The sequence below is a fragment of the Chryseobacterium carnipullorum genome (genome assembly GCF_003815695.1).
In the GTDB taxonomy this organism is placed as follows: Bacteria; Bacteroidota; Bacteroidia; order Flavobacteriales; family Weeksellaceae; genus Chryseobacterium; species Chryseobacterium carnipullorum.
This window is the reverse complement of the sequence record NZ_CP033920.1, coordinates 499,926-526,168: the sequence shown is the minus strand read 5'-3', so window position 1 is coordinate 526,168 and position 26,243 is coordinate 499,926. Positions and strand designations below refer to the sequence as shown.

Here is a 26,243-nt window from a genome sequence, read left to right as displayed (position 1 = left end):
TCAGGAATGAGCATTTTACACAAAGCTAAAGATTATGTCGAAATCTTATTCAAAGATAAGTTATCTTCTGTATACTTTTACCATAATTTTATTCATACGACCTATACTGTCAATAAGGCTGAGGAGATCATGCGAAATACTTCTGTATCCGAAGAAGATCAGGAAAAAGTTCTCCTGGCGCTGTGGTTTCATGATACCGGATATGTAGAATGTGCCCAGAACCATGAAGAAAAAGGGGTGACCATTCTTGCCGATTTTCTGAAACAGGAAAATTATCCTGAAAGCTATATCGAAGATGTTTCGCGATTGATTCTGGCGACAAAAATCACCTACGAACCACAGAACCTTCTCGAGAAGATTGTGAAAGATGCAGATTGCAGTCACTTCGCGAGCCACGATTATAATGATATCTCCGATGCCCTGAGAAAAGAATGGGAGCTTACCAACGTAAGATGCTTCTCCAATGAAGAATGGAATGCCGGAAACCTTGATATGCTTAAAAACAGACACCATTATTACACCGACTATGCAAAGGAGAACTGGGAGCCGTTAAAAAAGAAAAATATCAAAAAGATAGAAAAGAAGCTGGAAAAAGAGGAGGATAAAAAAGAAGACAAAAAAGAATCGTCCGATAATAAGAAAGAACCTAAAGAAGCAAAATCTGACCGTAGCGTTGATACCCTGTTCAGAGTTACTCTGAATAATCATACGAGACTGAGTGATATTGCAGACAGCAAAGCGAATATTCTTCTTTCCGTTAATGCCATTATTATTTCAGTTTGTCTTTCTGTACTGGTTCCTAAACTGGATACTCCTAAGAATGCCCACCTGATCATTCCAAGTTTTGTGTTGCTGCTTTCAAGTGTTTTGACGATTATATTTGCGATACTGTCTACAAAACCGAATGTAACCAAAACTAATTTTACAGCTCAGGACGTTACAGACCGGAAAGTAAATCTTCTGTTCTTCGGAAATTTTCACCAAATGATATTCAATGACTATCACACGGCGATGAAAGATCTTATCAAGGACAGGGATTACATTTACGATTCTATGGTAAAGGATCTTTATTTTCTGGGAAAAGTTCTTGACAGAAAATACAAGCTTTTATCAATTACGTATAAGATTTTTATGGCCGGAATCATTATTTCCGTGCTTTCTTTTGCCTATGCTTTTCTTACTCTTTAATTAAAAAAAATACAGATGATTGTCAGACAGCGGACCAATTGGCTGAAAATGTTGTTTATATGGAGAGGTTCCGTACTGAAGAAAATTATAGTCCAGCTGAGTGTTATTTTGTTATTTTCACTGTCGATTTATTTTTTTAAGGGAAAGATCTTTGATTATAAAGTACATCTTAATCCTACCATTTTTACCTTGCTGGGTCTCGCGCTGGCTATTTTCATGGGGTTCTGTAATTCCGCAAGTTATGACCGTTTCTGGGAAGGCCGTAAACTCTGGGGATCACTGGTGATTGAAACCAGATCGCTGACAAGACAGATTCTTTCCCTGGTCAATGATCCATCAACAGGATCAAAAGAGGAAAAGGAAAAGATGATTAAATTGATATCGGCATTCGGCTGGTCTCTGAATTACCAGCTAAGAGACAAATCGGGGACCGAGCATTTAACCAGGCTTCTTTCTCCGGAGCATGCAGAACAGCTGAAGGACAAAAAATTTATTCCGAGCATTATTCTGGGGTTTATTGCAGACTGGCTGAATGAGCAACAGCGAAAAGGCAATATCGACACCATCGTAATGACTTCTATGGATCATCAGCTGAACCAGTTTTCCAATATTTTGGGAGGGTGTGAAAGAATCCATAATACACCACTGCCATTTGCTTACAGCGTTTTGCTTCACCGGACAGTGTATCTGTACTGCTTCTGGCTGCCTTTTGGATTGGTGGATTCACTGGGGTGGATGATGCCTTTGATCGTTCTTCTCATCAGTTATACCTTCATTGCACTGGATGCCATTATTCAGGAAATAGGAGAACCGTTTGGAGAAGAGGAAAATGATCTGGCGCTGAACAGTATATGCAGAACCATTGAATATTCTATTTTTGAACAGGCGGGAATCCCACAGGATGAGCTTAAAAAGCCGGATTCTTACTGTATCGATTGATGGTTTTTTATTTTTGTTGAAAAGATGACATTATGAAAATTCACAATACTAAAAAAATATAAGCAATAATAATCTCTAATGTGCTCTAAGAATTTCTTCTTTTGATTTGGTGTTTCTTTCGGGCTTATGATTCATCAGCTAATGAAATCCTCAATGCTAATAGTCCGGTAATTCCCTGTAGATCTTCAACTTTTAAAAATTCCACATCATTCTGCAAAATTCCTTTTTTCTGGAGCTTGTTGATATATTCCAGATATTCTCTCTGATTTTCCATACCGAAATAAACAATGGTGATCTTTCCGGGACAGGTGATTCTTTCTGAAGAGTCTTTAACATGGGCTTTATCCAGACGTTTTTTTATAATTTCGTAATAGGAATTGTAGGCACCGTCTACATCGAAGCGCTTTTCATCCATTCTGAAGCGGATGTCTATTTTTTCATTATAAACAAAGATCAGTGAAGCAATATCTAACTGGATGGGAAGATCTCTTTTAAAGTTTTGAAATTCACGTTCCATATTGCACATCGTCTTAAGCTGCCAGTATCTTAATTTGTGGACTTCTTTTGAAGTATAATTAAGATCCGGTGCAATATTGTGTCCAATGTACAGATTGTGTTCTACACCGTCAGATTTAAATCTTTCATAATAATGTGGGAAGATCTGCTGTGCTTTAACCTGACTTTCATCCAGCATATCGGCCAGTTTTCTGTTAACCAGTGTTATAGAATCATCCAGACTTTTTCTGTTGGCGTAAAATAAATCGGTTTGTGTAAAGACCTGTACAAAATAATTTTTGATCCTGGTCTTGATATTTTTGTCCGTCTTCATTTCCAGTTTTCCCTGCAGATAAGGATGGATTTCCTCTCTTAAAAGTCTTTGGAGACGCTGTTCCGTATCAGCTTTGATCTCGTTGTTCAGTTCATTTTCAAAAACATCCAGTGCCAGGAGATATTTTTCTGAGTCAGAATTGATCAAGGTAAATAAATCCTGAAGCGTTTCAATTTGCTGGTTGAGGTCTTCAAGCATCAGATTAAAACGTTTTTCTGAAGAAGAACGGATATCGGAGAACCCAAACAATGGAGTCAGGTTTTTAAAAGAGATCTGTTTCAGCGTATACATTTTCTTTCCCAGTGAAGCATTGAAATATTTCTCGGCTTCGTTTCTGAACTTCCACACCACACTGTCGTGGATGGAGGTATATTCGCGCTGGATAATAGCTTCTATCTGGTAGTTTTTTTCAAAGCTGAATCTGTTCAGGGAGAAAAGAATCATATCGGTGAAAAACTCCATTTTTTTCAGCTTTAATCCGTTGAAGCTGTTGGCTTGTGGAGAGGTGAATTCCATGATGGCCAGAAGATCATTGTCTTTCATGATAGGAATCACCATGAAGCTGTTGATATTATTATCTCTTAAAATACTGAAGGAAGGAAGTGCTTTGATACTTTCATCCAGATTGTTGACATTCGAGATGACAATCGGTTTGGAATTGTGGTTTAAATTGGTAAATGTACTCTTTCGGGTTTCTTCGTCAAATGCATTGATCCAGAAATCCAGAACATGATGGGTGAAAATATTTTCATAGATCGGAAGTCTTCCCAGTTTCTGATCTTTTTTATCGAAAAGCATCAGTCCGAAATTAAGCTCCGGTACATCAAAATAAGATTTAAAAATTTCAACAAGATTTTCATTCGGGCTGAGATCTTCGGGATCGATTTCTATCATACTCGACTTGAGGTCAGAGAGTGCGACTTCTGAAGTACAGTCTACCAGAGAAATAATAGCAAAACCTTTAAGCACCCACGATTGCGATGGGAAGTATTTTTTCCAAAGCTGGAAATCATCGAGATTTTCCAACAGCATATCCAGTATGTCATCAGACGGAATCTTTGCCGTTTCAGTAGGATAAAGATCCGTAAAATCTGAATTGATTGTGATCTTATAATGTTTCATGATTCCCAGCCTGTTCGGGATATCATAATAAAGAGGCATGCTACTTTTGATGTCTCTTTTGAAATAAGTTTGTACGATGAGGCAGCAACAGAATACATAAAATTCATCGTCATCGATATTTCTCAGCTCTATTTCAAAATCTTTTCCTGCATCTTTAAGGATATTTTTAAAACGTTCCGTATAGTTAAAAGTGACATTGGAAAGCGGAATACTGGCTGCCTTAATCTCATTATTGGTCAATCCCGTCGGGAAAAGATCGGCAAGCAACAGTCTGATGAGGTCTTTATGTTTTTCGAGAAGGGAAACATCCTGAAAGCCGTCTTTCAGTTCCTGAAAGTTTTTGGTACTGTCAATCAATGATTCAGCATAGTTGGCACGGTATTCCAAACGATCGTTATAACGGATATGTTCCAGCACATCCAAATATTTTTCGAATGAGATAAGAACCTGAAAGGGAGCGTCTTTTTTATAAAGATTGGCCAAAAGCTGAAATTTAAAGTAAAGTTATGAAAAAAAGAACACTTCCGGATTGGGTATAAATTAGTGAAAAACTATCTTTTATTGCAGCTTTACTTCTTATTATCAAACAAAATCCTGAAATCGGTAGAGCATTATCTGTAGTTGCTTTTCTTTTTAAAATAATCTACAGTTTTATGAAAAAGATTAGGATAGAATTCTGATGTTCCAATCTTTAACTCTTTGGTTACCGGAAACAAAAATTTCATTAATGGGACGCTAAATATAATAGCAACTGCCGCTACAAGCATTCCGTAATTGCCCACATCTGTTTTGTCTTTGCTTACATAAAAAACAACTGCTGCAATGATTGAAGATGTCAATAGAGTGATAAGATTTTTTTTCATGGTGGTCAATGTTATTCAAATTTAACTGTTTTCCGGCATATTTAAAATAAAAACCCAGTGTTTCTGGTATACAGGTTTATAATTTTTTATAATTATATTTTGATGATAGTAACTTTCACGTTCGTTGTGTAAAATAGTATTTCTTTGATTGGTTTTATCTGAAAGTCTTCATCGAATAACTGTTCATCACAAAAAAAGCACAACTGAAAAGTTGTGCTTTGTATATTTTTATGTTAGATCTTACAATCCGAATTGTCTTGCGAAAATATCCGGGAAAATACCCAACAGAATAATAGATGCAATGACGAATACCGCTACGATATTGTAGGTAAGGGTTACTTTTTCTGAAGATTTAAATGTAGAATCTTTAAAGAAGAACATAGAAATGATCAGTCTTAAATAATAGGCAATAGACACTGCAGAACCTAATACCGCTACCAATACTAAGAAAACGCCATGCTTGGAATTCATCGCCTGAGAGAATAAAGCAAATTTCCCCATGAAACCTGCAGTTAAAGGAACTCCTGCCATTGATAGCATTGAGATCGCTGCAACAGTTGCCAGTAGGGGTTCAGATTTTGCCAATCCTTTGAAGGCTCCGAAAGACGTTTCTCTCTTTAGCTTTTCTACATAGATCAGACACATGAAAACGCCTACCGTAGATAATGAGTAAGCAAATAAATAGAATGCCAGGTTATAGGTAGAAAGGCTGGTCATTCCGAAGAATACCAATCCTATGTATCCCGCGTGAGATACAGAAGAATAGGCCAACATTCTCTTTGCATTGGTCTGGGCAAGACCCATAACGTTGGCTAAAAGCAATGTGATGATTAAGAATACTCCAAAAACATTAATCCACTGTTCCGTCACGCCTCCAAATCCGATGGTCATTAATCTGAACAAAGCAAAGAATCCTGAGATCTTTACCACACTCGCCATAAATGCCGTGATCAGTGAAGGGGCTCCGGCATATACATCCGGACTCCACATATGGAAAGGGGCTAATGCTACTTTGAATGCCAGTGCACACAAAATAAGAAGAACACCTAAAATGAACATGGCATCTTTTGGATTTTTAACTCCAAAATCCTGGATTTTATACAGGTCAAAGCTTCCGCTGCTTCCGTAGATAAATGCAATCCCGAACAGTAAGAAACCTGTCGCAAAAGCACCCATCAGGAAATATTTGATCGAAGCTTCGTTTGATCTTAAATCAGTTTTGTTGGCACCCGCCATTACATACAACGGGATGGAAAGAATTTCTACCCCTAAGAAAAGAGTAACCAGATTCTGGTATCCGAAAAGGACGATTCCTCCGCATAATGCAAAAAGCATCAGTGCATATAATTCTGACTGGTGGCTTCTGTGATTGCTGAATGCAAAACCTCCAAGGAAGAATAACAATAAGGTTGTTACAATAGATATTTTGGTGAATAAAGCAGTATTTGCAGTGTATTCATACATGTGTCTGTACTTTTCAAAGAAAGCACATTCCGGTAAGAAACTTACATATAAAGCGATGATCAATCCTAAAATCCCAATGTATCTTGCGAATTTTCCTTGTTCAAAAACTCCTGAAAATAACGCAATAACTGCCGTTAGGAAAACAATAATTAAAACACTCATAATATAGATTTGAGATGTGAGACGGGGGAGATGAGATAAAATTTCTGATTCCTCATTTCTTAATCTCTTAATTTTTTAATTTTTAAATCTTTTAATCTTCTAATTAGCCATTGCTGTGTAGATAAACGTCAGCGAACTATTCACCATATCGATTACCGGCTGTGGGAATATACCCAGCAAGATCACGAAAACCGCTAAACTTGCCAATACAGAAAATTCCACAGCGGATAAATCTTTTGCTGTACTTAAAACGGCTTCGTTTCCTTCACCAAACATTGCTTTTCCGTAGAATCTCAACAGGTAAACAGCACAAAGAATAACTGTAAGACCGGCGATAACTGCTGCCAATCCGTTAAAGTCATAGACCGATTTCAACAAAATAAATTCTCCGATGAATCCATTCGTTAATGGAACTCCCATTGAACCTAATATAATGATCAGGAACAACACGGCAAATTTAGGAGCCACTTTCGCTAAACCTCCCATTTGTCTGATGTCTCTTGATTTAAATCTCTTGTATAAAATATCACAACAGTAGAACAGTCCCACTACGTTGATACCATGTGCAAAAGTCTGTACTAAAGCTCCTTCAGCTCCTTCAATATTGAATGTTCCTCTTAAAGTGATCACTGCAGAAGAGAAGATCCCTGCGACCATCAATCCTACGTGAGAGAAAGAAGAATAGGCAATGATTCTCTTCATATCGGTCTGGATGATCGCAATCAGTGCTCCGTGAACAATTCCTACAATAGCAAGTATAATCACGATCTGTCCTGAAATTCCCGCAATAGGAAGAGGAGTGATCGGAAGAAGATAACGGATAACCCCATAGATCGCCATCTTCAGCATGATCCCTGATAAAAGCATGGATCCCTGAGTAGGAGAGTAGGTGTATGTATCCGGCTGCCATGTATGGAAAGGAAATACCGGTAATTTCACTGCGAATGCAAAGAAGATAAACCAAAAGACCACCGTTTGTTGTGTTTCTTTAAGCTGGGCGTTGTATAAATCTGTTAAAGCAAATGATGCAGAGTGGTTGTACACATAGATCAATCCAGCTAACATGAATAATGACCCAACGAATGTATAAACGAAGAATTTCGTGGTGAATTCAAATCTTTTATTTTCCTGGCCCCAAAGTCCGGCGATAAACCAGATCGGAATCAAGGTTACTTCCCAGAAAATGTAGAACAACAGTCCGTCTAAAGAAGTAAACACGCCTACAAGACCGAACTGCATCAGCAAAATCAGACCGTAGAATGTATTTCTGTAGCTTACATTTTCGTTAAACGAAGATAAAATAATGATTGGCGTTAAAATATTGGTCAGCAATAACAGAAGCAGACTCATCCCGTCAATTCCGAAATGAAGTGAGCTTTTAATAAACTGTGACCAAGGGTAGTTGATCTCATGCTGCAATACACTGTCTACGGTCGGATTAAAATCAAAATCCGCTGCGATGTAGAAAGTAATAAGCATTTGAATCAATGCAATTCCTAGCGCCAAATATTTGCTGGATTTATTTTTCCATGCAAAAACTAATCCCGAACCTACTAGAGGTAATAGTAATAATGTTAATAATAAACCAGACATTATTGTAATATAAAGTTAACAATCAGTATAATTCCCACAGCTAAAGACATGATAAGAATATAAGTCTCTACATTTCCGTTTTGGATACGCTTCATCGCTTTTCCGCTGTCTTCAGCGCCTTCGCCTACAAAGTCTACAAAACGGTCTAAGATCCCTTTATCAAACATCTTTCCTCCGCGTCCTAATCCTTCAACAGTTTTTACAATCAATGCATTGTAAAGTTCGTCTACATATAATTTCTTAGCAGAAAGCTTTTCCCATCCGGTATAGCTTTCTTCTGCCAGTGCCATCTTTTTCTTTTTCACGTAGGTATTTTTTACAATAAACCATACAGAGAAGAACATCAGCACTGTGGCTGCTAATAATATCATTTCAGTGCCAAACGGAACTCCCGAAAGAGTAGCTTCCATCTGGTTATAGCTTTGCTCAGTAAGAACCGGTTTGAGCCATTCCATCAGCTTGGCATAATGACCGTGTCCGATAAAGTGAGGAAGGTTAATAAAACCTCCAAGCACAGAAAGGATAGCCAGAACGATCAACGGAAGCGTCATATTAGACGGGCTTTCGTGTAAGTGATGTTTCTGCTCTTCCGTCCCTCTGAATTCTCCGTGGAAGGTCAGGTAGTACAGTCTGAACATATAGGTTGCAGTCATTGCCGCTAAAACAAATAAGATCACCCAGTAAACAGGGTTTTTAGCGAATGCTGCTACTAAAATTTCGTCTTTTGAGATCATCCCCGATAATAGAGGGAAACCTGAGATTGCCAGTGTTCCGATAAGGAAAGTAGCGTGGGTGATAGGAATGTATTTTTTCAGACCTCCCATGAAACGCATATCCTGCTCGTTGCTCATCGCGTGGATGACAGAACCTGCTCCCAAGAATAGTAGTGCTTTGAAGAATGCGTGCGTCATTACGTGGAACATCGCTGTAGTATAAGCTCCCAATCCTAAAGCAATGAACATAAATCCAAGCTGAGAAACGGTAGAGTAAGCCAATACTTTTTTGATGTCGTTCTGACGAAGTGCATACAATCCAGCCAAAGCAGCTGTTAAGAATCCGATGAATAAAATTCCTCCCTGAACCGTAGGAGCCAAGGTAAATAAGAAGTTTGATCTTACTACCAAATAGATCCCGGCTGTTACCATCGTTGCCGCGTGGATCAATGCGGAAACCGGAGTAGGACCTGCCATTGCATCCGGTAACCAGGTATATAAAGGAACCTGAGCCGATTTACCGGTAGCCCCGATAAATAAACTGGCCGTAATAAAGATAATTACTGTTCCGTCTAATTCAAATTTTGAAGAGTTCTGTGCTACGGTAAGGTAATCCACTGCATTGGTTTGAGCCGCGATCATGAAGATCCCGATCAGTAAAGCAAGGTCACCAATTCTGTTCATGATGAAAGCTTTTCTTGCTGCTTTACCATATTCTTCATTGGTATACCAGAATCCGATCAGTAAGTAAGAACAAAGACCTACCCCTTCCCATCCGATAAACAGGATCAGGTAGTTGCTTCCCATTACCAGAAGTAGCATAGAGAAGATGAAAAGATTCAGATAAGTGAAAAACTTATAGAAACCTTTGTCATGACTCATATATCCGATAGAATATAAATGAATCAGAGAACCGATCCCTGTAATGATCATCACCATCATTAACGAAAGCTGATCAATCTGAAATCCGACATTAATCTGGATCCCGTTTACTGTAAACCACTCAAAAGCCTTTACAATGACAGGCTGACTTTCAGAATCAAATTTCATAAAAAGACTTACTGCAATACAGAATGATCCGAAAACCATTGCTGTAGCCAGAGAGCCTACGAATATTTTTGGAAGATTTTTTCCGAATAAACCGTTAATAAGAAACCCTAAAAGTGGTAAAAGTACTATTGCATACACTAAATTTTCCATTCCTTATCCTCTTAATTTATTAAATATACTTACATCCACAGAACGGGTATTTCTATACAGCATAGCAATAATTGCCAGACCTACCGCTACTTCAGCGGCGGCTACCACCATAATGAAGAAAACTAAAAGCTGTCCGTCTCCATTTCCTTTATATGCTGAAAAAGCAGCCAATAAAAGGTTTACAGAATTCAGCATAAGCTCTACACAGCCCAAAATAACAATAGCGTTTTTTCTCAACAATACTCCCAATACTCCCAGACAGAACAATACTGAAGAAAGAATGATGAAATAGTTAAGAGGGACGCTTTGTATAAATGTATTTACTTCTCCCATAATTTTATAAATCTTTTTTACCGATTAATACCGCACCTACGATACCTGCCAAAATTAGGATGGATGCAAGCTCAAACGGTAAAACATATTGATTAAACAAAAGTCTGCCCAGATTTTTAGTAAGACCCACTCCTTTGTCTACATCTTCCAATACAATGTGGTTATCGGTTACTCCTCTGAATACGCCTAAAACTCCAATTAATAAAAGACCGGCTGTAAAAACTCCAACAAATTTTAAAGTATTGTTCTTCTTACTTTCGTCTTGTTTATTAAGGTTAAGCATCATCAGGATATAAAGGAATAATACCATGATGGCTCCTGCGTATACTATAATCTGAATGATTGCAAGGAACTGTGCATTCAGAAGAATGTACATTCCGGCAATTGAAAACATCGTAACAATTAATGACAAAATAGCATAGAGAGGATTTCTTGCAAATACAAAATATACTGCACTAGCTACTGCTAAAAACGCCACCAAGAAAAATAAAAACTGATCCATTATTTTACCGCATTTTTTTGTTTCTCGGATTGTCTTGTCGTAATATCAATCCTTTCATTTATTTTTTCAACCAATTTATCTTTTCCATAGATGAAAGATCCTCTGTTGGTTTCTACATCTACCAATCTGTCTGTAAGATAAATGGCAGATTTAGGACAAGCTTCTTCACACATCCCGCAGAAAATACATCTCAGCATATTGATTTCGTATACCGATGCATATTTTTCTTCTCTGTAAAGACCTTTTTCCTCTTTGGTTCTTTCCGCAGCAGTCATTGTAATAGCTTCTGCAGGACAGGCCACGGCACAAAGTCCACAGGCTGTACATCTTTCTCTGCCTTCTTCGTCTCTTTTCAGAACGTGATGGCCTCTCCAGATGGAAGCTCTTGGTTTCTGTACTTCCGGATATGAATATACTGCCGGAGCACCTTTTATCACGGTTCTTACAGCATGCTTAAATGTAATCCCCATCCCGGTAAAAATAGCAGGAAGATAGATTTTTTCAGCAAGGGTCATTTCTTTGTTGGAAACAACTTTTGATCTGTTTGTAAGTTTCATTTAATTATGGATGTTAGATGTTAGACGTTAGATGTTAGAAGATGGAAGTGGGTTTTTATTTCCCGCATCACCATATTATCACATCATCACATCATCTCATTTTTAAATTATTCTAGTTTGCAAATGCTAAAATCACAGCACCTGTAATCAATAGATTGACTAATGCCATTGGGATCAGAGTTTTCCATCCTAAGTGCATCAATTGGTCATATCTAAATCTTGGAAGCGTCCATCTGATCCACATAAAGATCAGAATTCCGATTACCGTTTTCGTTAAGAATGCTACGATACTCAAGATTCCTGCAGCATTTTCACCCCAGTTCTGAGTTACCCATTCAATTCCAGGATAGTTATACCCACCGAAGAAAAGAACAACCATGAACGCATTGGAGATAAACATGTTCACATATTCACCGAACATATACAATCCCAATTTCATAGAAGAATATTCCGTAGAGTATCCTGTTACCAATTCAGATTCACATTCTGGTAAATCGAAAGGGTGTCTGTTGGTCTCTGCCAAAGCAGCTACGAAGAATACAAGGAAAGCAATGGGCTGGTAGAAAATATTCCAGTTCATACCGGAAACCCAAGGAATCACTCCCCATAGTTTTCCACCTGTTTGGCTTTCTGTAATTTCTTTTAAATCTAAACTTCCCGTCATCATAATGATAGAAAGTAATGCTAATCCCATCGCTAATTCGTAAGAGATCATCTGTGAAGAAGCACGGATAGCCCCTAATAATGAATATTTATTGTTGGAAGCCCAACCTCCGATCATGATTCCGTATACACCAATGGAAGCCATTCCGATGATGAAAAGTACCCCAACGTCAATGTTGGCTACCTGTAAATCAAAAGAAGTACCTGCAATATTTAAACTTTTACCCCAAGGAATAACTGCTCCTGTGATCAATGAAATAAACATGACCAATGCCGGTCCTAATACGAAAAGAAACTTTTCGGCATTGGCTGGAGTAAAATCTTCCTTAAAGAAAAACTTTCCACCGTCGGCAAGTGGCTGCAGTAATCCGAAAGGTCCGGCTCTGTTGGGACCAATTCTATCCTGCATGATAGAGGCAACTTTTCTTTCTGCCCAGGTAGAGTAGGCCGCTATCGTAAGAGACAGCAGGAAAAGTGCTAGTACAAGTATAAGTTTAAATGTTAGTAAATCCATTTTATTTTTATAGATGTTAGATAGTAGAGGTTAGAAATTAGCAAGTCTGTTGTCTAATGTCTGAAATCTGATATCTTATTAATTATTTTTCGTCTTTTTCACTGATTTCTTTCGCCATAGGATTGTCTAAAACTCTTAGCTCATCCTTAGGTTTTTCATAGTGGTTCAATGAAATTACTGAGTGTCTGTCGATATGTCTAGGACCTTCAATATTCCAGTCGGACAATTCTTTTCTTTCGAAACGGCATGTATCACAAATGAATTCTTCCACTTCACCCCACTGATCTTTTCTGGCCGTCACTCTTACAATCTCGTCACCTTTCATCCAAACTACGGCTTTTCCTGAACATTTATCACATTTGCAGGTTGCATTCATTGGTTTTGTGAACCAAACTCTGCTTGCAAAACGGGAAGTTCTGTCTGTTAATGCACCTACCGGGCAAACATCAATGATGTTTCCGATGAAGTCATTATCCAGAGCTTTGTTTAAATAGGTAGAAATTTCAGCGTGATCTCCTCTGAAAAGAATTCCGTGCTCTCTTTCACCTGTTAACTGATTGGCAGCCAATACACATCTTGCACAAAGAATACAACGGTTCATATTCAACTTGATATTCGGACCAAGATCATCTGCTTCGTAAGTATTTCTTTCAAATTCAGTTCTGGTTTCAAGGTTTCCGTGCTCATATCCAAGATCCTGAAGGTGACATTCACCAGCCTGGTCGCACACTGGGCAGTCCAGAGGGTGATTAACCAATAGGAATTCGGTCACCGCTTTTCTACCTTCCTGAGCTTTTTCAGACGAAAGGTTTTTCACTTCCATACCGTCCATTACGTTAGTTCTGCAACTAGCAACTAATTTAGGCATAGGGCGAGGATCTGCTTCGGATCCTTTCGAAACTTCGACCAAGCAAGTTCTACATCTCCCTCCACTGGTTTCCAATTTGCTGTAGTAGCACATTGCAGGAGGTACAGATTTTCCACCGATTTGTCTGGCAGCTTCCAAAATAGAAGTCCCAGGCAAAACTTCAGTAGTCTGTCCGTCTATAGTTATTTTGAATTTTTTAACCTCTTCGCTCATATTCTATGCTTTCGCTTATGCTTTTAAGGCGTTAAGCTATATTTTAATTATACTTCTTCGTGTTAAATGTATACCCGATTCCAGCAAGGACCTGTCCGAAAACAAAATCCTGACGCGCTTTATCCGGTTTATTATTCAATGTAGTCTTAATATCCCACATATTGATGTATCCGGCTTTAGCTTCTGCTCTGATCATCCAGTTTTTCCAGAAAACCAGGTTAAGGCTCGTTCTGAGGTCGGTTCCCATTCCAGCAACGTGAAAACGGTCACTTCTTTCATTTCCAAAAAGTTTGATATTACTTTTAGGAAACATTACCCCGATTCCTGCTCCATAAGACCATACTAAATCTATATTTTTTTTATGAATAAGATTTTTATATTTCTCAAGACCTAAATTTTCATAGTTAAGACCATCCGTATGTTCAAAAGTTAAGAACTGGGTATCGGCTAAATTAACCTGTCCGTTCTGCACCATTCCTGCATATTTAGGATCTGAAATGGTTCCTGAAAAGTCAGCCGTCTGGTCCTGTTTCATCACATATTTCATGTGATCGATTCCTAAAACAAGGGCTAAATTATCTTTTATAAAATATCCTATTCTGAAGTTATACTGCGTTACGGTAAACCAGCTTGGATCTATATAAACGATTCCGAACTTGGTAGGTTTATCTCTTGCCTGTACATTATTCAACTGAAAATCGTATCCGTTTCCTGTGAAATGGATGTCAGAATTGCTGAAAGCGCCTCTGTTCCATCCGTAAAAAACAAACACCTGACCTTTTTTGCTTAGTGGTAAAGGTTTTTCTTTCTTTTCAGCTTTATATGGAGTTACCTCCAGTTTATATTCTTTGCCTAATGTATCTTTTTTCACTTGACCGAAAGCAAAACCTGACACCATTAATCCAACAACCAATAACTTCTTCATTTTAGCTATGCATTTTTTTCAACAGCAGGAATAGGATCTGCGTAATTGGCTAATCCATAATTTTGTGTCTGAGATAATTCAGGGTTTTTCACGTGCCATTCGAATTCGTCTCTAAAGTGACGGATTGCTGCTGCAACAGGCCAAGCCGCTGCATCACCCAATGGACAGATGGTATTTCCTTCAATTTTTCTCTGTATATCCCAAAGAAGGTCGATGTCTTCCATTTTTCCTTCTCCTTTTTCTATCTTCTTAAGGATCTTATGCATCCATCCCGTTCCTTCACGGCAAGGCGTACACTGTCCACAACTTTCGTGATGATAAAATCTCGCTAAAGTCATGGTATGTTCCACGATACACTGGTCTTCATCTAAAACAATGAAACCTCCTGAACCCATCATCGTTCCGGTAGCAAAACCACCGTCAGCCAATGATTCATAGTTCATATATCTAGGTTCTCCGTTTACGGTTCTCAATAATAAATTAGCAGGAACAATAGGAACTGAGCTTCCTCCCGGAATACAGGCTTTCAGCTTTTTTCCGTTAGCAATACCACCGCAGTACTCATCAGAATAGATGAATTCTTCAACAGTAATGGTCATATCAATTTCGTAAACTCCGGGTTTGTTGATGTTTCCACAAGCCGAAATTAATTTCGTTCCTGTAGATCTTCCAACCCCGATTTTAGCATATTCAGCTCCGGTGATATCAATGATCGGTACGATAGCTGCGATAGATTCCACGTTGTTAACTACCGTTGGTCTTTCCCAAAGTCCTTTTACAGCCGGGAATGGCGGTTTTAATCTTGGATTTCCTCTTTTACCTTCAAGGGATTCAAGCAATGCTGTTTCTTCCCCACAGATATAAGCTCCTCCTCCTCTCTGAACATAAATTTCACAGTCGAAACCGGTTCCTAAAATGTTTTTACCTAAAAATCCTGCTGCTTTAGCTTCTTCAATGGCTTCTTCTAAAATATCAGGAATCCAAGAGTATTCTCCACGGATGTAGATGTAAGAAACATTTGAACCTAGAGTAAAAGATGAAATAAGCATTCCTTCAATCAGTAAATGAGGAAGAAATTCCATCAGATATCTGTCTTTGAATGTTCCAGGCTCAGATTCATCGGCATTCACGACCAGGTGTCTTGGCACGCCTTCCGGTTTTGCCAGAAAGCTCCATTTCATCCCTGTCGGGAATCCTGCTCCACCACGTCCACGAAGTCCGGAAGTTTTTACTTCTTCCAGGATTTCCTCGGGTGTCATTTTCAAGGCTTTTTCAGCTGCGGTGTAACCTCCCTGTTTACGGTAGGTTTCAAAGTAGCGAATACCTTCTATATGTGCGTCTTTAAGTAAAAGTTTTTTACTCATTTTTTTTATTCTTTTAGCGTTCGGCTATTGGTTCATGACCTTTAGCTTACGGCTATTTTAATTTTATTACAATTTATTAGTCTAAAGCGATTTGTCCTTCTCTACAAAGATCCAGGATTTCGTCTACTTTTTCTATTGTTAAATTTTCATGAAAGAATTTTCCAAGCTGCAACATGGGTGCGTATCCGCATGCGCCAAGACATTCAGCAGGCTTTAAAGTAAACATACCGTCTTCTGTAGTTTCTCCATCCTTAATGTTGAGTTTAGTTCTGATATGATCAAGGATTTTTTCGCTTCCGCAAACCATACAAGGTCCCGTTCTGCAAACTTCCAAAACATATTTACCAACCGGCTTCATATTGAACATAGTATAAAAAGTAGCTACTTCATATACTTCAATTGGCTTAATACTTAATAATTCAGCAACATAATCCATTACAGGAACGTCTAACCATCCTCCGAATTCTTTCTGTGCTATGTGTAGAACAGGAAGAAGAGCAGATTTTTGTCTACCTTCAGGATATCTCGCCATAATTTTATGTACCTGTGCTAAACTTTCCGGTTTAAAAGCTATTGTTTCGCTCATTTTTTATCTAAGATTAAAGAGTAAAGAACAAAGAAAAAAGATTCTGAAGTCCGTTATTCTAAATTCGTATTATATTGGGTTGAAGAAAGTCTTTTACCTTTCTTCTTTTATCTTTTTGTCTATTATATTATGCGTCTAATTCTCCCGCAATAATATTCATACTACACATCGTTACAATGGCATCTGAAATCACAGAACCTGTGATCATTTCAGGATAGGCCTGGTAATAGATGAAGCATGGTCTTCTGAAGTGAAGTCTGTAAGGACTTCTTCCTCCGTCGCTCACCAAATAGAATCCTAATTCTCCGTTTCCACCTTCTACAGCATGATACACTTCTCCTTTAGGAACATCGGTTTCTCCCATAACGATTTTGAAATGGTAGATCAGAGCTTCCATTTTCTTGTAAACATCTGCCTTTTCAGGAAGATAGAAATCAGGAACATCCGCGTGGAATGGTCCTTCAGGAAGGTTGTCGTAGGCTTGGTTGATAATTTTAAGGGATTCCCAGATTTCCTGCTGACGGACCATAAAGCGGTCATAGGTATCACCGGCAGTTCCTACAGGAATAATAAAGTCGAAATCTTCATAAGAAGAATAAGGTTGTGCAACTCTTACATCATAATCTACTCCTGATGCACGTAAATTTGGACCGGTGAAACCATAGCTTAATGCTCTTTCAGCACTGATTGCTCCTGCACCAATGGTTCTGTCCATAAAAATTCTGTTCCTTTCCAGTAAAGTACCGAATTCTTTGAATCTTGCCGGGAACGTTTTTAAGAAGTCCTGTAATAACTCATGGAATTTAGGAGTGAAATCTCTTTCAAAACCTCCGATTCTTCCCATATTGGTCGTCATTCTTGCCCCGCAAATCTGCTCGTACATATCGTAAATACGTTCTCTTTCGATAAACATATAGGTAAGACCTGTAATCGCTCCTGCATCCATTCCGGTTACCCCGTTACAGATCAGGTGGTCGCCGATTCTGGCTAATTCCATTAAAATAACACGCATATAATCTACACGCTTCGGAACTTGTATGCCGATCAGCTTTTCTACTGTCATGTGCCAACCAAGGTTGTTGATGGGTGCAGAACAGTAATTCATACGGTCGGTAAGGGTCGTGATCTGAGAATAATTTCTTCTTTCAGAAATTTTTTCAAAGGCTCTGTGGATGTATCCTACTGTCTGTTCCGCATGAAGAATCCTTTCTCCGTCCATCGTTAAGATATTCTGGAAGATCCCGTGGGTTGCAGGGTGGGTAGGTCCTAAATTGAGGGTATACAACTGCCCGTCAATCTGCTCCTTACTTTCGTATTGGTTAAGTATATTAGATAATGAGTTATCTTTCATAATTTAAATGCTTTAGGCTTTAGGCTTTAGGCTTTAAGCTTATTGCTTATTGCTTACTGCTTATTGCATTATTTTTATCTTCCGAACATATTATCGTCCTTATCTGTTCTTGTTCCATCTTCCAAGCGGTATTCTTTCAGCATCGGATGGTATCCCAGATCTTCCATATTCAGGATTGGTCTCAGATCAGGATGTCCTTTAAATTTAATACCATAGAAGTCAAAGGTTTCTCTTTCCATCCAGTTCGCTCCTGCAAATAATTCTACAAGAGAATCCACTTCAATATTTTCTCTGGACATAAAGATTTTCAGACGTAATCTGAAATTGGCCATCATATTGTGAAGGTGATAAATGACCCCGATTTCCTTATCAGGAAATTCTGGATAATGGATTCCGCAGATATCGGTAAGGAAATTAAATTCCAGTGAGGAATCTCTCAAATAATGAATGATCTTTTTGATATCTTCTTTCTTCACTTCAATCGTCAACATTCCATAAGGTTCTGAACTTGAAATAACAGAATCCGGAAATTCTCTTGTGATGGCTTCTAGTACAAATTCGTTTGTCATTCCGTTAGTTGCTTATGTTGTAAGAATCTAGTAATTTCTGGTATTCAGGCATATCTCTTCTTCTGATGCTTTCACTTTCCGAAAGAGCCTGAACCTGCATTACGCCTTCAATGATTTGTTCCGGTCTAGGAGGACATCCAGGAACGTAAACGTCCACCGGAATAATTTTATCAATTCCCTGTAATACAGAGTAAGTGTCAAAAATACCACCGCTGGAAGCACAAGCTCCAACAGCAACCACCCATTTCGGCTCTGCCATCTGAGTGTAAACTTCTTTTAGGACTGGTCCTAATTTTTTAGATATCGTTCCGCAAACCATCAACATATCTGCCTGTCTTGGTGAGAAAGAGTTTCTCTCCATACCAAATCTAGAAGCATCATACGTAGGGTTCAGGGTAGCCATAAACTCGATACCACAACAAGAAGTAGCAAATGGTAAAGGCCAAAGAGAAAACTTTCTAGCCATTCCGATCACACTGCTCAGTTTTGTTGCGAAAAACCCTTCTCCTTCAAATCCTTCGGGAGCAGGTGCATCTGTTCTTATTACTGGTTTTTTATCTGACATTTTTATTAAATATTTAAAGACTGAAGTATTGAAGGATTCAAAAAAATTGAGCATTACTCATTTTTAAATTATTCAAATACATTAAATCTTTTAATGTTAAAATTTATTTATCCCAATCTAATGCACCACGTTTCCAAACATAGAAAAACGCCATGAAGAAGATTGCGACGAACGTAAGTACGGCCAGGAATCCTTCTACTCCGAATTCTCTGAAATTAACCGCATATGGGTAAAAAAATACGATTTCAATATCGAATAGTACGAACAATACCGCAGTCAGGAAGTATTTAATAGAAAACGGTGTTCTCGCATTTCCCTCTACAGGAACTCCACATTCCCAGCTTTGGTTCTTGACAGAATTTCCTTTCTTCTGTTTCGGTCCCAGAAAATGTGCTCCAAGCAAAGAAACGGCTACAAACGCCATGGCTACACCTGCTTGGATAAGGATTGGAATATAACTTTCAGGTAAATTCATTTTTGCATTATTATCTCAATTTGCAAATTTAGCGAATAAACAAGAAAGCATGAAATTAATAAGCTTAAAAGTGGGATTAAAATGGGGAAAAGCGGTAATTTAGAATCAATAAAAATAGTACTTATTTCTTCATTTTTTTGAGGAGAGAGTAGGCCATGAATGAAATATATCCGAAAAGGATACTGGCTAATATTATGTTAACTACCGTATTCATTCGATCATCTTCGATCTTAAAAAAGAAGTTGTAAGCGATAAATGCTGCGATGAGAGCAGCGAAAACAATAAGATGTGGTTTCATGGATGATGGGATACGGGTTTAAAGATACGGGTTTCGGGTTATCAAATGCCGGGGTTGGGGTTTCAAGGGGTAAAGTATGAGTTATTTGTTACCGGTTTAAAATAAGTCACGAATAACTCATACTTTATTAATCATTAATGATCAGTCATTATTGACCATTAACGAATACGTTCTTCTTCGCTTGTGATTCACCGGATTGTAGTCCTGCCAGAGAACCTGGACACTCTTGTTTTCTTCAAGCTCCGGATTTGTTTCAGCAAAATCGATTCCCATACTGGTAAAACGTACGAAAATTTCTTTGAATATAATGGCTGTTACGCCGCGTCTCTGATATTCCGGATGAATTCCGATCAGGTAAAAATTCGCACGGTCATTTTTCTTTCCTGCCTGCAAGAAGTGCCACCATCCGAAAGGAAATAGTTTTCCCTTTGATTTCTGTAAAGCCTTTGAATATGAAGGCATCGTGATGGCAAAAGAAACCAGTTCGTTATTTTCATCTACCACGCAGATGACGTAGTTTTTGTCTATAAAAGGGAAGTATTTTTCTCTGTAGGTCTGTATCTGTTCGTCTGAAATAGGCGTGTAGGTAGAAAGATGTTTATAAGTCTCGTCAAGCAATTTAAACATCGGTTCTACGAAGGGGAGAATCTCCTGTTTAGATTTGAAATTAAGCACTTTAAGTTTGTATTTCTGCGCAATTAATCCACTGAATTTTTCTACTTTTTCAGGTAAGATTTTAGGGAAGTTCATTTCATATTCCACCCATTCTTTTTCTTTGGTAAGTCCCAGCTCTTCCAGATGTTTAGGGTAGTATTCGTGATTATAGATCCCGATCATGGTGGCCAGTTTATCAAATCCCATGGTAAGCATTCCTGCTTTGTCTAAGTTGGTGAATCCCATCGGGCCTTCAATCTTGTCTATGTTGTTTTCTTTGGCGTAATCTATAGCTTTCTGGATTAAAGCTTTAGAAACCTCCTTATCGTCAATAAAATCAATCCATCCGAAACGTACTTTTCTGATGCCCAATTCCTGTTCTTCTTTGTGATTGATGATCACAGCGATTCGTCCAACCACTTTATTGTCTTTGAATGCCAGAAACTGTCTGGATTTTGAATAATTTAAAGCAGGATTTTCTTTTGCATCCCAAAGTTTAAATTCGTCTTTGATAAAAGAAGGAACATAATAAGGGTTGTTTTTATAAAGATCCATCGGAAACCTTACGAATTGTTTTAATTCGCTTTGGTTTTTAACTTCAATAACTGAAACTTTAGACATAATTAGAAGGGAATTTGAGGACAAATATAAATAATAAAATGTAATACTTTGGCACAGTTTTTACATCATTATGGTTAAAATTTAAACACAAAAATCTATATAAAATGATGGGTTATTATATCATTATCGGTATTTCAATGCTGGTAAGCTGGTGGGTTTCATCCAGATTGAAATCGAAATTTGAATATTATTCCAATGTACATCTCAGAAATGGTCTATCGGGAAAGGAAGTAGCAGAAAAAATGCTTAGAGATAACGGGATCAATGATGTACAGGTAATTTCAGTTCCCGGCCAACTGACGGATCACTATAATCCGGCAGACAAAACAGTCAATCTTTCAGAAGGAGTCTATATGCAAAGAAATGCGGCGGCAGCAGCTGTTGCAGCTCACGAATGCGGACATGCTGTACAACATGCAGTAGGGTATTCAATGCTTAATCTGCGTTCAAAATTGGTTCCTGTTGTTAATATAACTTCTAATTTAATGCAGTTTGTGCTGCTTGCCGGTATCGGAATTATGGCAGCGACAAGATCTATTGAAGATCCCAATGGAAATACAGCCGTTTTGGCGATAGGAGTAGCGATGTTTGCCATGACCACGCTTTTTGCTTTTGTAACACTTCCTGTGGAATATGATGCGAGTAACAGGGCAATGAAGTGGCTTAAAGATACGGGTACAGTTACTCAGGAAGAATTTGTAGGAGTACAGGATAGTTTGAAGTGGGCAGCAAGAACCTATGTAGTAGCGGCTATCGGATCTTTGGCTCAGCTTCTTTATTGGGGTTCTTTGCTTTTAGGAGGAAGAAGAAATTAATCTTTAAATTCAAATGAAACATACTGCATCTCGGATAATTTGTCTGAGATGCTTTCTTTTTGGGCTAGTTTTAAAGAAGCTGTGAGAATGCAGTTTTCATTGGCATCAAAATGTAAAACCTTTGCATCAAATTTAGAAAGTAACGTGAAAATGGTATTCTGTTGATTGAAGTTGAACTGAATTTCAATTTCAGCTTCAAGTTCTTTGGTAATGATATTCGCTTCTTCCAGAGTAATTTTGGCACATTCTTTATAAGCTTTAACCAGACCTGAAACCCCCAGTTTTGTACCGCCATAATAACGTACGGAAATAACAAGAACATTGGTGATCTCATGAGCCAAAAGTTGATTGTAAATAGGAAGCCCTGCACTTCCGGAAGGTTCTCCGTCGTCGTTCGCCCGATAGTTTTCCCCTTCCAGACCCATTCTGAAAGCATAGCAGTGGTGGGTTGCCTTTGGATGTTCCGTTCTCACCTTTTCAAGGGCATCTTTCAGTTCTTTATCATTGTTGACAGGAAATGCAAATCCAATGAACTTGCTTCCTTTTTCTTTCAATAAAGTATTTTCTATGGGTTTTTCTATGGTTTTATATTCGAACATACCGTTCAGTAACTTTTGAACTGCAAATTTACGGTTTATATATTGATAAAAAAAAGAGCGTTTCCGCTCCTTTCTATTTTAAATACATATCGTACCATTAGGTTTACAGACTTCACTGGCATCTGTAGGAACGCATCTGAAGTAACCTGGTCTGCAAGGACAAAAATAGGTGCCATTTGCTAAATAATAGCATCCCTGGATTCCACCCTGAATAGACTTTAATTCTCTGCTTGATAATTTTCTTAAGTTTTTCATGTTGATATTGAATTTAATGGTTAGTTTGATAAAAGGTAAGCAATTAAATCCAATAAAAGTGAAAATAGATAAAAAAAATCGGAGGTAAGTTTTTGACTGATATGTTTTTATGGATGCTTTCCTTTGTTTTTTATAGTGTTTATCTGAAAAAATAGTATATTCTGAAATTAAAGTTCAATAGAGAAGCGATCAATATTTTGACGGCTTTCCTTGTATCTTTTTTGATTTTCTAACTTAATATTATATCCCTGCTCCACAAAGATCCATTGGAATCAGGCACATATAGCTTGTAGGGCCGCAAAAATCCTGCGGACATTTATCTCTGCATCTGGTTGGTTGTCCATTGGGTAGAGTACAGGTTACGAAGGCACCACCGGTGATGCTTTTTAATCCGATTCTTGAGATTTTTTTTAGATTTTTCATATTAATTTTTTTTGGTTAAAGACTAATTTAACCAAAAAAAAATTAATATAATTCTCTATTTTGAGATAAATTAACATATTTACTTATGCTGTTGTCTCGAAAATTTTTGTGGTCAGTAGTATCATGCTTGAATTCAGGAGCTTTTGTTCCATTTTCAAGCTTCAGAGCATCATTTTTAATGACTATTGCTTCATCCCAAAGTCCGGCATTGATAAATTGTTGTAAGGTATAACTTCCGCCTTCTATAATAATGGACTGTATCTGCTCTTTATAAAGTGCATGCATCAGATCCTGTAAGAAATTCTTCTTTTCAACTTTAATAAATGTGATGTTGTTTTCTATTCCTTCTTTAGTGGTATTGATAACCAGAGTTGGAGCTTCATTATTGTAGATCTTAAAATGGTTCGGAACTTTTAAATCAAAGTCTATAAGAACCCGTATGGGATTTGTTCCCTCCGCATTTCTAACTGTTAAACTTGGATTGTCATTTAAAGCAGTCTGGGTTCCGACCAGAATTGCATGTTCGTTTGCTCTTAACTGATGGACAAACTGGTTGACAAGTGAATTGGAAATGGCGGTAGGTGTAAAGTCTTTATCTAGAAATCCATCTCCTGATTCTGCCCATTTAAGGATGATGTATGGTCTTTTCTTTTCGTGGTAGGTGAAAAATCTTTTATTGAGTTCAACAGATTCTTTTTCTAATACTCCGGAAACGACTTCTATTCCTGCATCCAGGATGATTTTCTTTCCTTTGCCATTCACTTTATCGTGGGAATCCATAGCCCCGATTACTACTTTTTTGAATCCAAGTTCTTTTATTTTTAAGGCACAAGGCGGCGTTTTCCCGTAATGGGCACAAGGCTCCAGAGAAACATAAATCGTAGATTCAGCAATGAGTTCTTGGTGCTCTACAGAGTTGATTGCGTTGATCTCAGCATGGTTTTCCCCGGCCTTACGATGATAGCCTTCTCCGATAATGTTTCCGTCATGGACGATTACACTTCCTACCAGAGGATTGGGATAGGTATTGCCTAATGCTTTTTCGGCAAGCTCAATGCATCTTTTTATATATTGTTCGTGGTTGTTCATAAGTTGAAAAGAAAAAGCGAAGACAAATTTCTTTGCTTCGCCTTTATAATATTGTTTAATTGATTACTCTCCTGCAATAATATTGTGAAGATTTTGTCTTAAAGTTTCAAGATGCGCTTTCTTCTCATCGATGGTATTGAAGGTATCTCTTAGAAGTGGATTATCTTTTGACGGATTTTTGAAGAATGACAGGTTGTTTTCCAGTTTTACAATTTCACCTTCAAGATCAGAGATCTGGCTCTTGATTTTTCTTGCTTTATCGGTAAGCTGGTTCTCTGTGAGTCCTTCTTCTTTTAATTCAAGTTCATTGATTTTATTTAATTTCAACTTTTCTCTTAATGTTCTGTTGAACTCGGTATTGATAGCAATCTTGTCTCTCGGTACTTTTCCAATGTTATTCCAGGCTGTTTTTATGGCTTCTATTTTTTCAATACTGCCTTCGTCATTGGAAACCGTTTTCAGGTCTTCAAGAATTTCTTTTTTATGCTTGTAATTTTCCTTCCAGTTGTCATTGGAAGCGTTGTTTTTCTCTCTGTAATTATTAAAAAATGTGTTACATGCATCACGGAACTCATCCCAGATTTTATTGGTCATGCTTTTTGGAACGTGACCGACCTTTTTCCAGTCTTCCTGAAGTTTTTTGAATAAAGGAACAGTAATATCCCATTCTTCATTATTCATATTGTCCTGAGCCGTCTGGATAAGTTTTAGTTTTTCTTCGAGATTAGCCTGTTGCGAACCTTTCAGAGATTTATAGTAATTATTTTTTGTTGTGTTGAAGCTTCTGAGGATTGTTTTAAAGTCATTCCAGTTCTGGTTGGACAATTTTCTTGGAACACTTCCTGTTTTTAAGAATTCTGTTCGTAAATCTTCAACTCTTTTGATAGAATTCTGCCAGTAGTTGTGGTTAGGAGTTTCAGAAGGCTCAGATAGTTTTTTGATCTCTGCAATAATCTGGTTTTTCTTTTCCAGATTATCATTCTGCTCTCCTTCAATGGCTGCCGATAGTTCAGATTTTCTTTCGTGAATTTTATTGGAAATTTCTTTGAATTCTTCCCATGTTTTTTCACGGAATTCTTCAGCAACCGGTTCAGCTTCTTCTTTCCAAAGCTTATGAAGGTACTGAAGCTCATTTAATGCTTTCTGAATGACAGGCTCACTTTCGAGTTCTTTGGCTCGTGCAATGATGTGTTGTCTTTTTTCCAGATTGTGACTGAATTCCTGCTCAAGAAATTCTTTATTCAGATCCAGCATCTGGTAAAACTGATTCAGATGGTGAAAATAGTTATTGTTAAGAATCTTGAATTCAGATTTTGCCACCTGACCTGCTTTTGACCACTCTTCTTTGATTTCACGAATGGATTTGAAAAGATTGGTTCCGGGTTCAGAATTGGTATAAAGATTTTTAAGTCGTTCTATAATGTTCTGGCGGTGATCAAGGTTTTTCTTCTGCTCTTCATCCTGTGATTTCTGGTAAGTGTCATGCTTTTCTCTGAAAATATTGATCAAAGCAGACAATTTAGACTGTAAAGGATGCTCGTAGCTGAAGTTTTCAGGAGCATTTCCTCCCTCTTCATACTCATGCTTTTTGTCTTCCACTTCATCATGAATGTAATGACTTGCTTTTTCTTTTAACTGATTGAATCTTTTGAAATTTTCACCAGCATTGGCTGTGTTGATGATGGTTTCCATTTCTTTCAAAGCATCAGCGAGAGAAATCTCTTCAGTATGGTCCTCTTCCAAATGTTCTGCATCATCAGCGGGAGCCGTTTCAGCATGAGATGCCGGTACTTCTGATGTTTCCTGTTGAGATACTTCGTTAGAATTTTTATTTTCTTCGTTTTCAGAAAGATTGTTTTCTGTAGTCATAGCAAATCTTTTATGTGAGTGGCGTTAATATCCTTTTATATATAGCTGTAAAGCCAATTAAG

The 26,243-nt window shown here is 37.8% G+C and carries 27 protein-coding genes; 3 read left to right on the top strand and 24 right to left on the bottom strand.

Annotation, left to right across the window (positions count from 1 at the left end; all coding sequences use genetic code 11):
- Window positions 1-6 precede the first annotated feature (6 nt).
- Both EG346_RS02490 and EG346_RS02485 read left to right on the top strand, forming a co-directional pair.
- Entirely contained in the window at window positions 7-1,188 is a 1,182-nt protein-coding gene (locus tag EG346_RS02490) for a Pycsar system effector family protein (protein WP_073331972.1), read from the top strand.
- Window positions 1,189-1,203: 15 nt separating this feature from the next.
- The gene (locus EG346_RS02485) at window positions 1,204-2,127 is read left to right on the top strand and encodes a bestrophin family protein (RefSeq protein WP_073331969.1); all 924 of its coding nucleotides are present in this window, start codon (window positions 1,204-1,206) and stop codon (window positions 2,125-2,127) included.
- Between the two features lie 124 nt (window positions 2,128-2,251).
- On the opposite strand, the gene EG346_RS02480 is transcribed toward EG346_RS02485, so the two are convergent.
- From EG346_RS02480 to EG346_RS02395, 19 genes are all read right to left on the bottom strand, one after another.
- Window positions 2,252-4,561: a GAF domain-containing protein gene (locus EG346_RS02480; RefSeq protein ID WP_123876899.1), complete on the bottom strand. Its 2,310-nt coding sequence runs from the start codon at window positions 4,559-4,561 to the stop codon at window positions 2,252-2,254.
- Window positions 4,562-4,689: 128 nt separating this feature from the next.
- Entirely contained in the window at window positions 4,690-4,941 is a 252-nt protein-coding gene (locus EG346_RS02475) for a hypothetical protein (RefSeq protein WP_123876898.1), read from the bottom strand.
- Window positions 4,942-5,181: 240 nt separating this feature from the next.
- On the bottom strand, window positions 5,182-6,567 hold the full coding sequence (locus EG346_RS02470) for an NADH-quinone oxidoreductase subunit N (RefSeq protein WP_073331962.1): 1,386 nt from the start codon (window positions 6,565-6,567) through the stop codon (window positions 5,182-5,184).
- A gap of 99 nt (window positions 6,568-6,666) precedes the next feature.
- On the bottom strand, window positions 6,667-8,160 hold the full coding sequence (locus EG346_RS02465) for a complex I subunit 4 family protein (protein WP_123876897.1): 1,494 nt from the start codon (window positions 8,158-8,160) through the stop codon (window positions 6,667-6,669).
- On the bottom strand, window positions 8,160-10,073 hold the full coding sequence (gene nuoL / locus EG346_RS02460) for an NADH-quinone oxidoreductase subunit L (protein WP_123876896.1): 1,914 nt from the start codon (window positions 10,071-10,073) through the stop codon (window positions 8,160-8,162). Before nuoL ends, EG346_RS02465 begins: the two co-directional genes overlap by 1 nt.
- A 3-nt stretch (window positions 10,074-10,076) precedes the next feature.
- Window positions 10,077-10,406: an NADH-quinone oxidoreductase subunit NuoK gene (nuoK, locus tag EG346_RS02455; RefSeq protein ID WP_034703571.1), complete on the bottom strand. Its 330-nt coding sequence runs from the start codon at window positions 10,404-10,406 to the stop codon at window positions 10,077-10,079.
- Between the two features lie 4 nt (window positions 10,407-10,410).
- Window positions 10,411-10,908, bottom strand: coding sequence for an NADH-quinone oxidoreductase subunit J family protein (locus tag EG346_RS02450; protein WP_073331955.1), 498 nt, complete (start codon window positions 10,906-10,908; stop codon window positions 10,411-10,413).
- Window positions 10,908-11,465, bottom strand: coding sequence for a NuoI/complex I 23 kDa subunit family protein (locus tag EG346_RS02445; RefSeq protein WP_073331953.1), 558 nt, complete (start codon window positions 11,463-11,465; stop codon window positions 10,908-10,910). The genes EG346_RS02450 and EG346_RS02445 overlap by 1 nt, the downstream gene beginning before the upstream one ends.
- Before the next feature lie 112 nt (window positions 11,466-11,577).
- Window positions 11,578-12,642, bottom strand: a complete 1,065-nt coding sequence (gene nuoH / locus EG346_RS02440) for an NADH-quinone oxidoreductase subunit NuoH (RefSeq protein ID WP_073331950.1) — start codon at window positions 12,640-12,642, stop codon at window positions 11,578-11,580.
- An 82-nt stretch (window positions 12,643-12,724) separates the two neighbouring features.
- Window positions 12,725-13,723: an NADH-quinone oxidoreductase subunit G gene (locus EG346_RS02435; protein ID WP_073331948.1), complete on the bottom strand. Its 999-nt coding sequence runs from the start codon at window positions 13,721-13,723 to the stop codon at window positions 12,725-12,727.
- Between the two features lie 43 nt (window positions 13,724-13,766).
- On the bottom strand, window positions 13,767-14,648 hold the full coding sequence (locus EG346_RS02430; protein WP_123876895.1) for a hypothetical protein: 882 nt from the start codon (window positions 14,646-14,648) through the stop codon (window positions 13,767-13,769).
- Between the two features lie 5 nt (window positions 14,649-14,653).
- Window positions 14,654-16,012, bottom strand: a complete 1,359-nt coding sequence (gene nuoF, locus EG346_RS02425; protein ID WP_073331945.1) for an NADH-quinone oxidoreductase subunit NuoF — start codon at window positions 16,010-16,012, stop codon at window positions 14,654-14,656.
- 76 nt (window positions 16,013-16,088) lie between these two features.
- The gene (locus EG346_RS02420; protein WP_073331942.1) at window positions 16,089-16,598 is read right to left on the bottom strand and encodes an NADH-quinone oxidoreductase subunit NuoE family protein; all 510 of its coding nucleotides are present in this window, start codon (window positions 16,596-16,598) and stop codon (window positions 16,089-16,091) included.
- 127 nt (window positions 16,599-16,725) lie between these two features.
- Window positions 16,726-17,949, bottom strand: a complete 1,224-nt coding sequence (nuoD, locus tag EG346_RS02415; RefSeq protein WP_073331940.1) for an NADH dehydrogenase (quinone) subunit D — start codon at window positions 17,947-17,949, stop codon at window positions 16,726-16,728.
- 74 nt (window positions 17,950-18,023) lie between these two features.
- The gene (locus EG346_RS02410) at window positions 18,024-18,518 is read right to left on the bottom strand and encodes an NADH-quinone oxidoreductase subunit C (RefSeq protein ID WP_073331937.1); all 495 of its coding nucleotides are present in this window, start codon (window positions 18,516-18,518) and stop codon (window positions 18,024-18,026) included.
- Window positions 18,519-18,522: 4 nt separating this feature from the next.
- Window positions 18,523-19,083 (bottom strand): NADH-quinone oxidoreductase subunit B, encoded by a 561-nt coding sequence (locus tag EG346_RS02405; RefSeq protein ID WP_034730699.1) that lies wholly within the window; start codon window positions 19,081-19,083, stop codon window positions 18,523-18,525.
- 103 nt (window positions 19,084-19,186) lie between these two features.
- The gene (locus EG346_RS02400; RefSeq protein WP_073331935.1) at window positions 19,187-19,558 is read right to left on the bottom strand and encodes an NADH-quinone oxidoreductase subunit A; all 372 of its coding nucleotides are present in this window, start codon (window positions 19,556-19,558) and stop codon (window positions 19,187-19,189) included.
- Window positions 19,559-19,679: 121 nt separating this feature from the next.
- Window positions 19,680-19,856 (bottom strand): hypothetical protein, encoded by a 177-nt coding sequence (locus EG346_RS24710; RefSeq protein WP_164466311.1) that lies wholly within the window; start codon window positions 19,854-19,856, stop codon window positions 19,680-19,682.
- A 141-nt stretch (window positions 19,857-19,997) separates the two neighbouring features.
- Window positions 19,998-21,131: a GNAT family protein gene (locus EG346_RS02395; RefSeq protein ID WP_073331932.1), complete on the bottom strand. Its 1,134-nt coding sequence runs from the start codon at window positions 21,129-21,131 to the stop codon at window positions 19,998-20,000.
- A 107-nt stretch (window positions 21,132-21,238) separates the two neighbouring features.
- Here EG346_RS02395 and EG346_RS02390 point away from each other — a divergent pair, with 107 nt between their 5' ends.
- Complete coding sequence (locus EG346_RS02390; RefSeq protein ID WP_073332165.1) at window positions 21,239-21,946, top strand: zinc metallopeptidase; 708 nt, start codon at window positions 21,239-21,241, stop codon at window positions 21,944-21,946.
- On the opposite strand, the gene EG346_RS02385 is transcribed toward EG346_RS02390, so the two are convergent.
- From EG346_RS02385 to EG346_RS02370, 5 genes are all read right to left on the bottom strand, one after another.
- Window positions 21,943-22,545, bottom strand: a complete 603-nt coding sequence (locus EG346_RS02385; protein ID WP_123876894.1) for an IMPACT family protein — start codon at window positions 22,543-22,545, stop codon at window positions 21,943-21,945. The two genes, EG346_RS02390 and EG346_RS02385, sit on opposite strands and share 4 nt — an antisense overlap.
- A 78-nt stretch (window positions 22,546-22,623) precedes the next feature.
- A complete protein-coding gene (locus EG346_RS24705; protein ID WP_164466309.1) occupies window positions 22,624-22,800 on the bottom strand; it encodes a bacteriocin-like protein in 177 nt (58 codons plus the stop codon).
- Window positions 22,801-23,040: 240 nt separating this feature from the next.
- The gene (locus EG346_RS02380; protein WP_123876893.1) at window positions 23,041-23,223 is read right to left on the bottom strand and encodes a bacteriocin-like protein; all 183 of its coding nucleotides are present in this window, start codon (window positions 23,221-23,223) and stop codon (window positions 23,041-23,043) included.
- Between the two features lie 42 nt (window positions 23,224-23,265).
- On the bottom strand, window positions 23,266-24,312 hold the full coding sequence (gene ribD, locus EG346_RS02375) for a bifunctional diaminohydroxyphosphoribosylaminopyrimidine deaminase/5-amino-6-(5-phosphoribosylamino)uracil reductase RibD (protein WP_123876892.1): 1,047 nt from the start codon (window positions 24,310-24,312) through the stop codon (window positions 23,266-23,268).
- 63 nt (window positions 24,313-24,375) lie between these two features.
- Complete coding sequence (locus EG346_RS02370; RefSeq protein WP_123876891.1) at window positions 24,376-26,181, bottom strand: DUF349 domain-containing protein; 1,806 nt, start codon at window positions 26,179-26,181, stop codon at window positions 24,376-24,378.
- Window positions 26,182-26,243 lie beyond the last annotated feature (62 nt).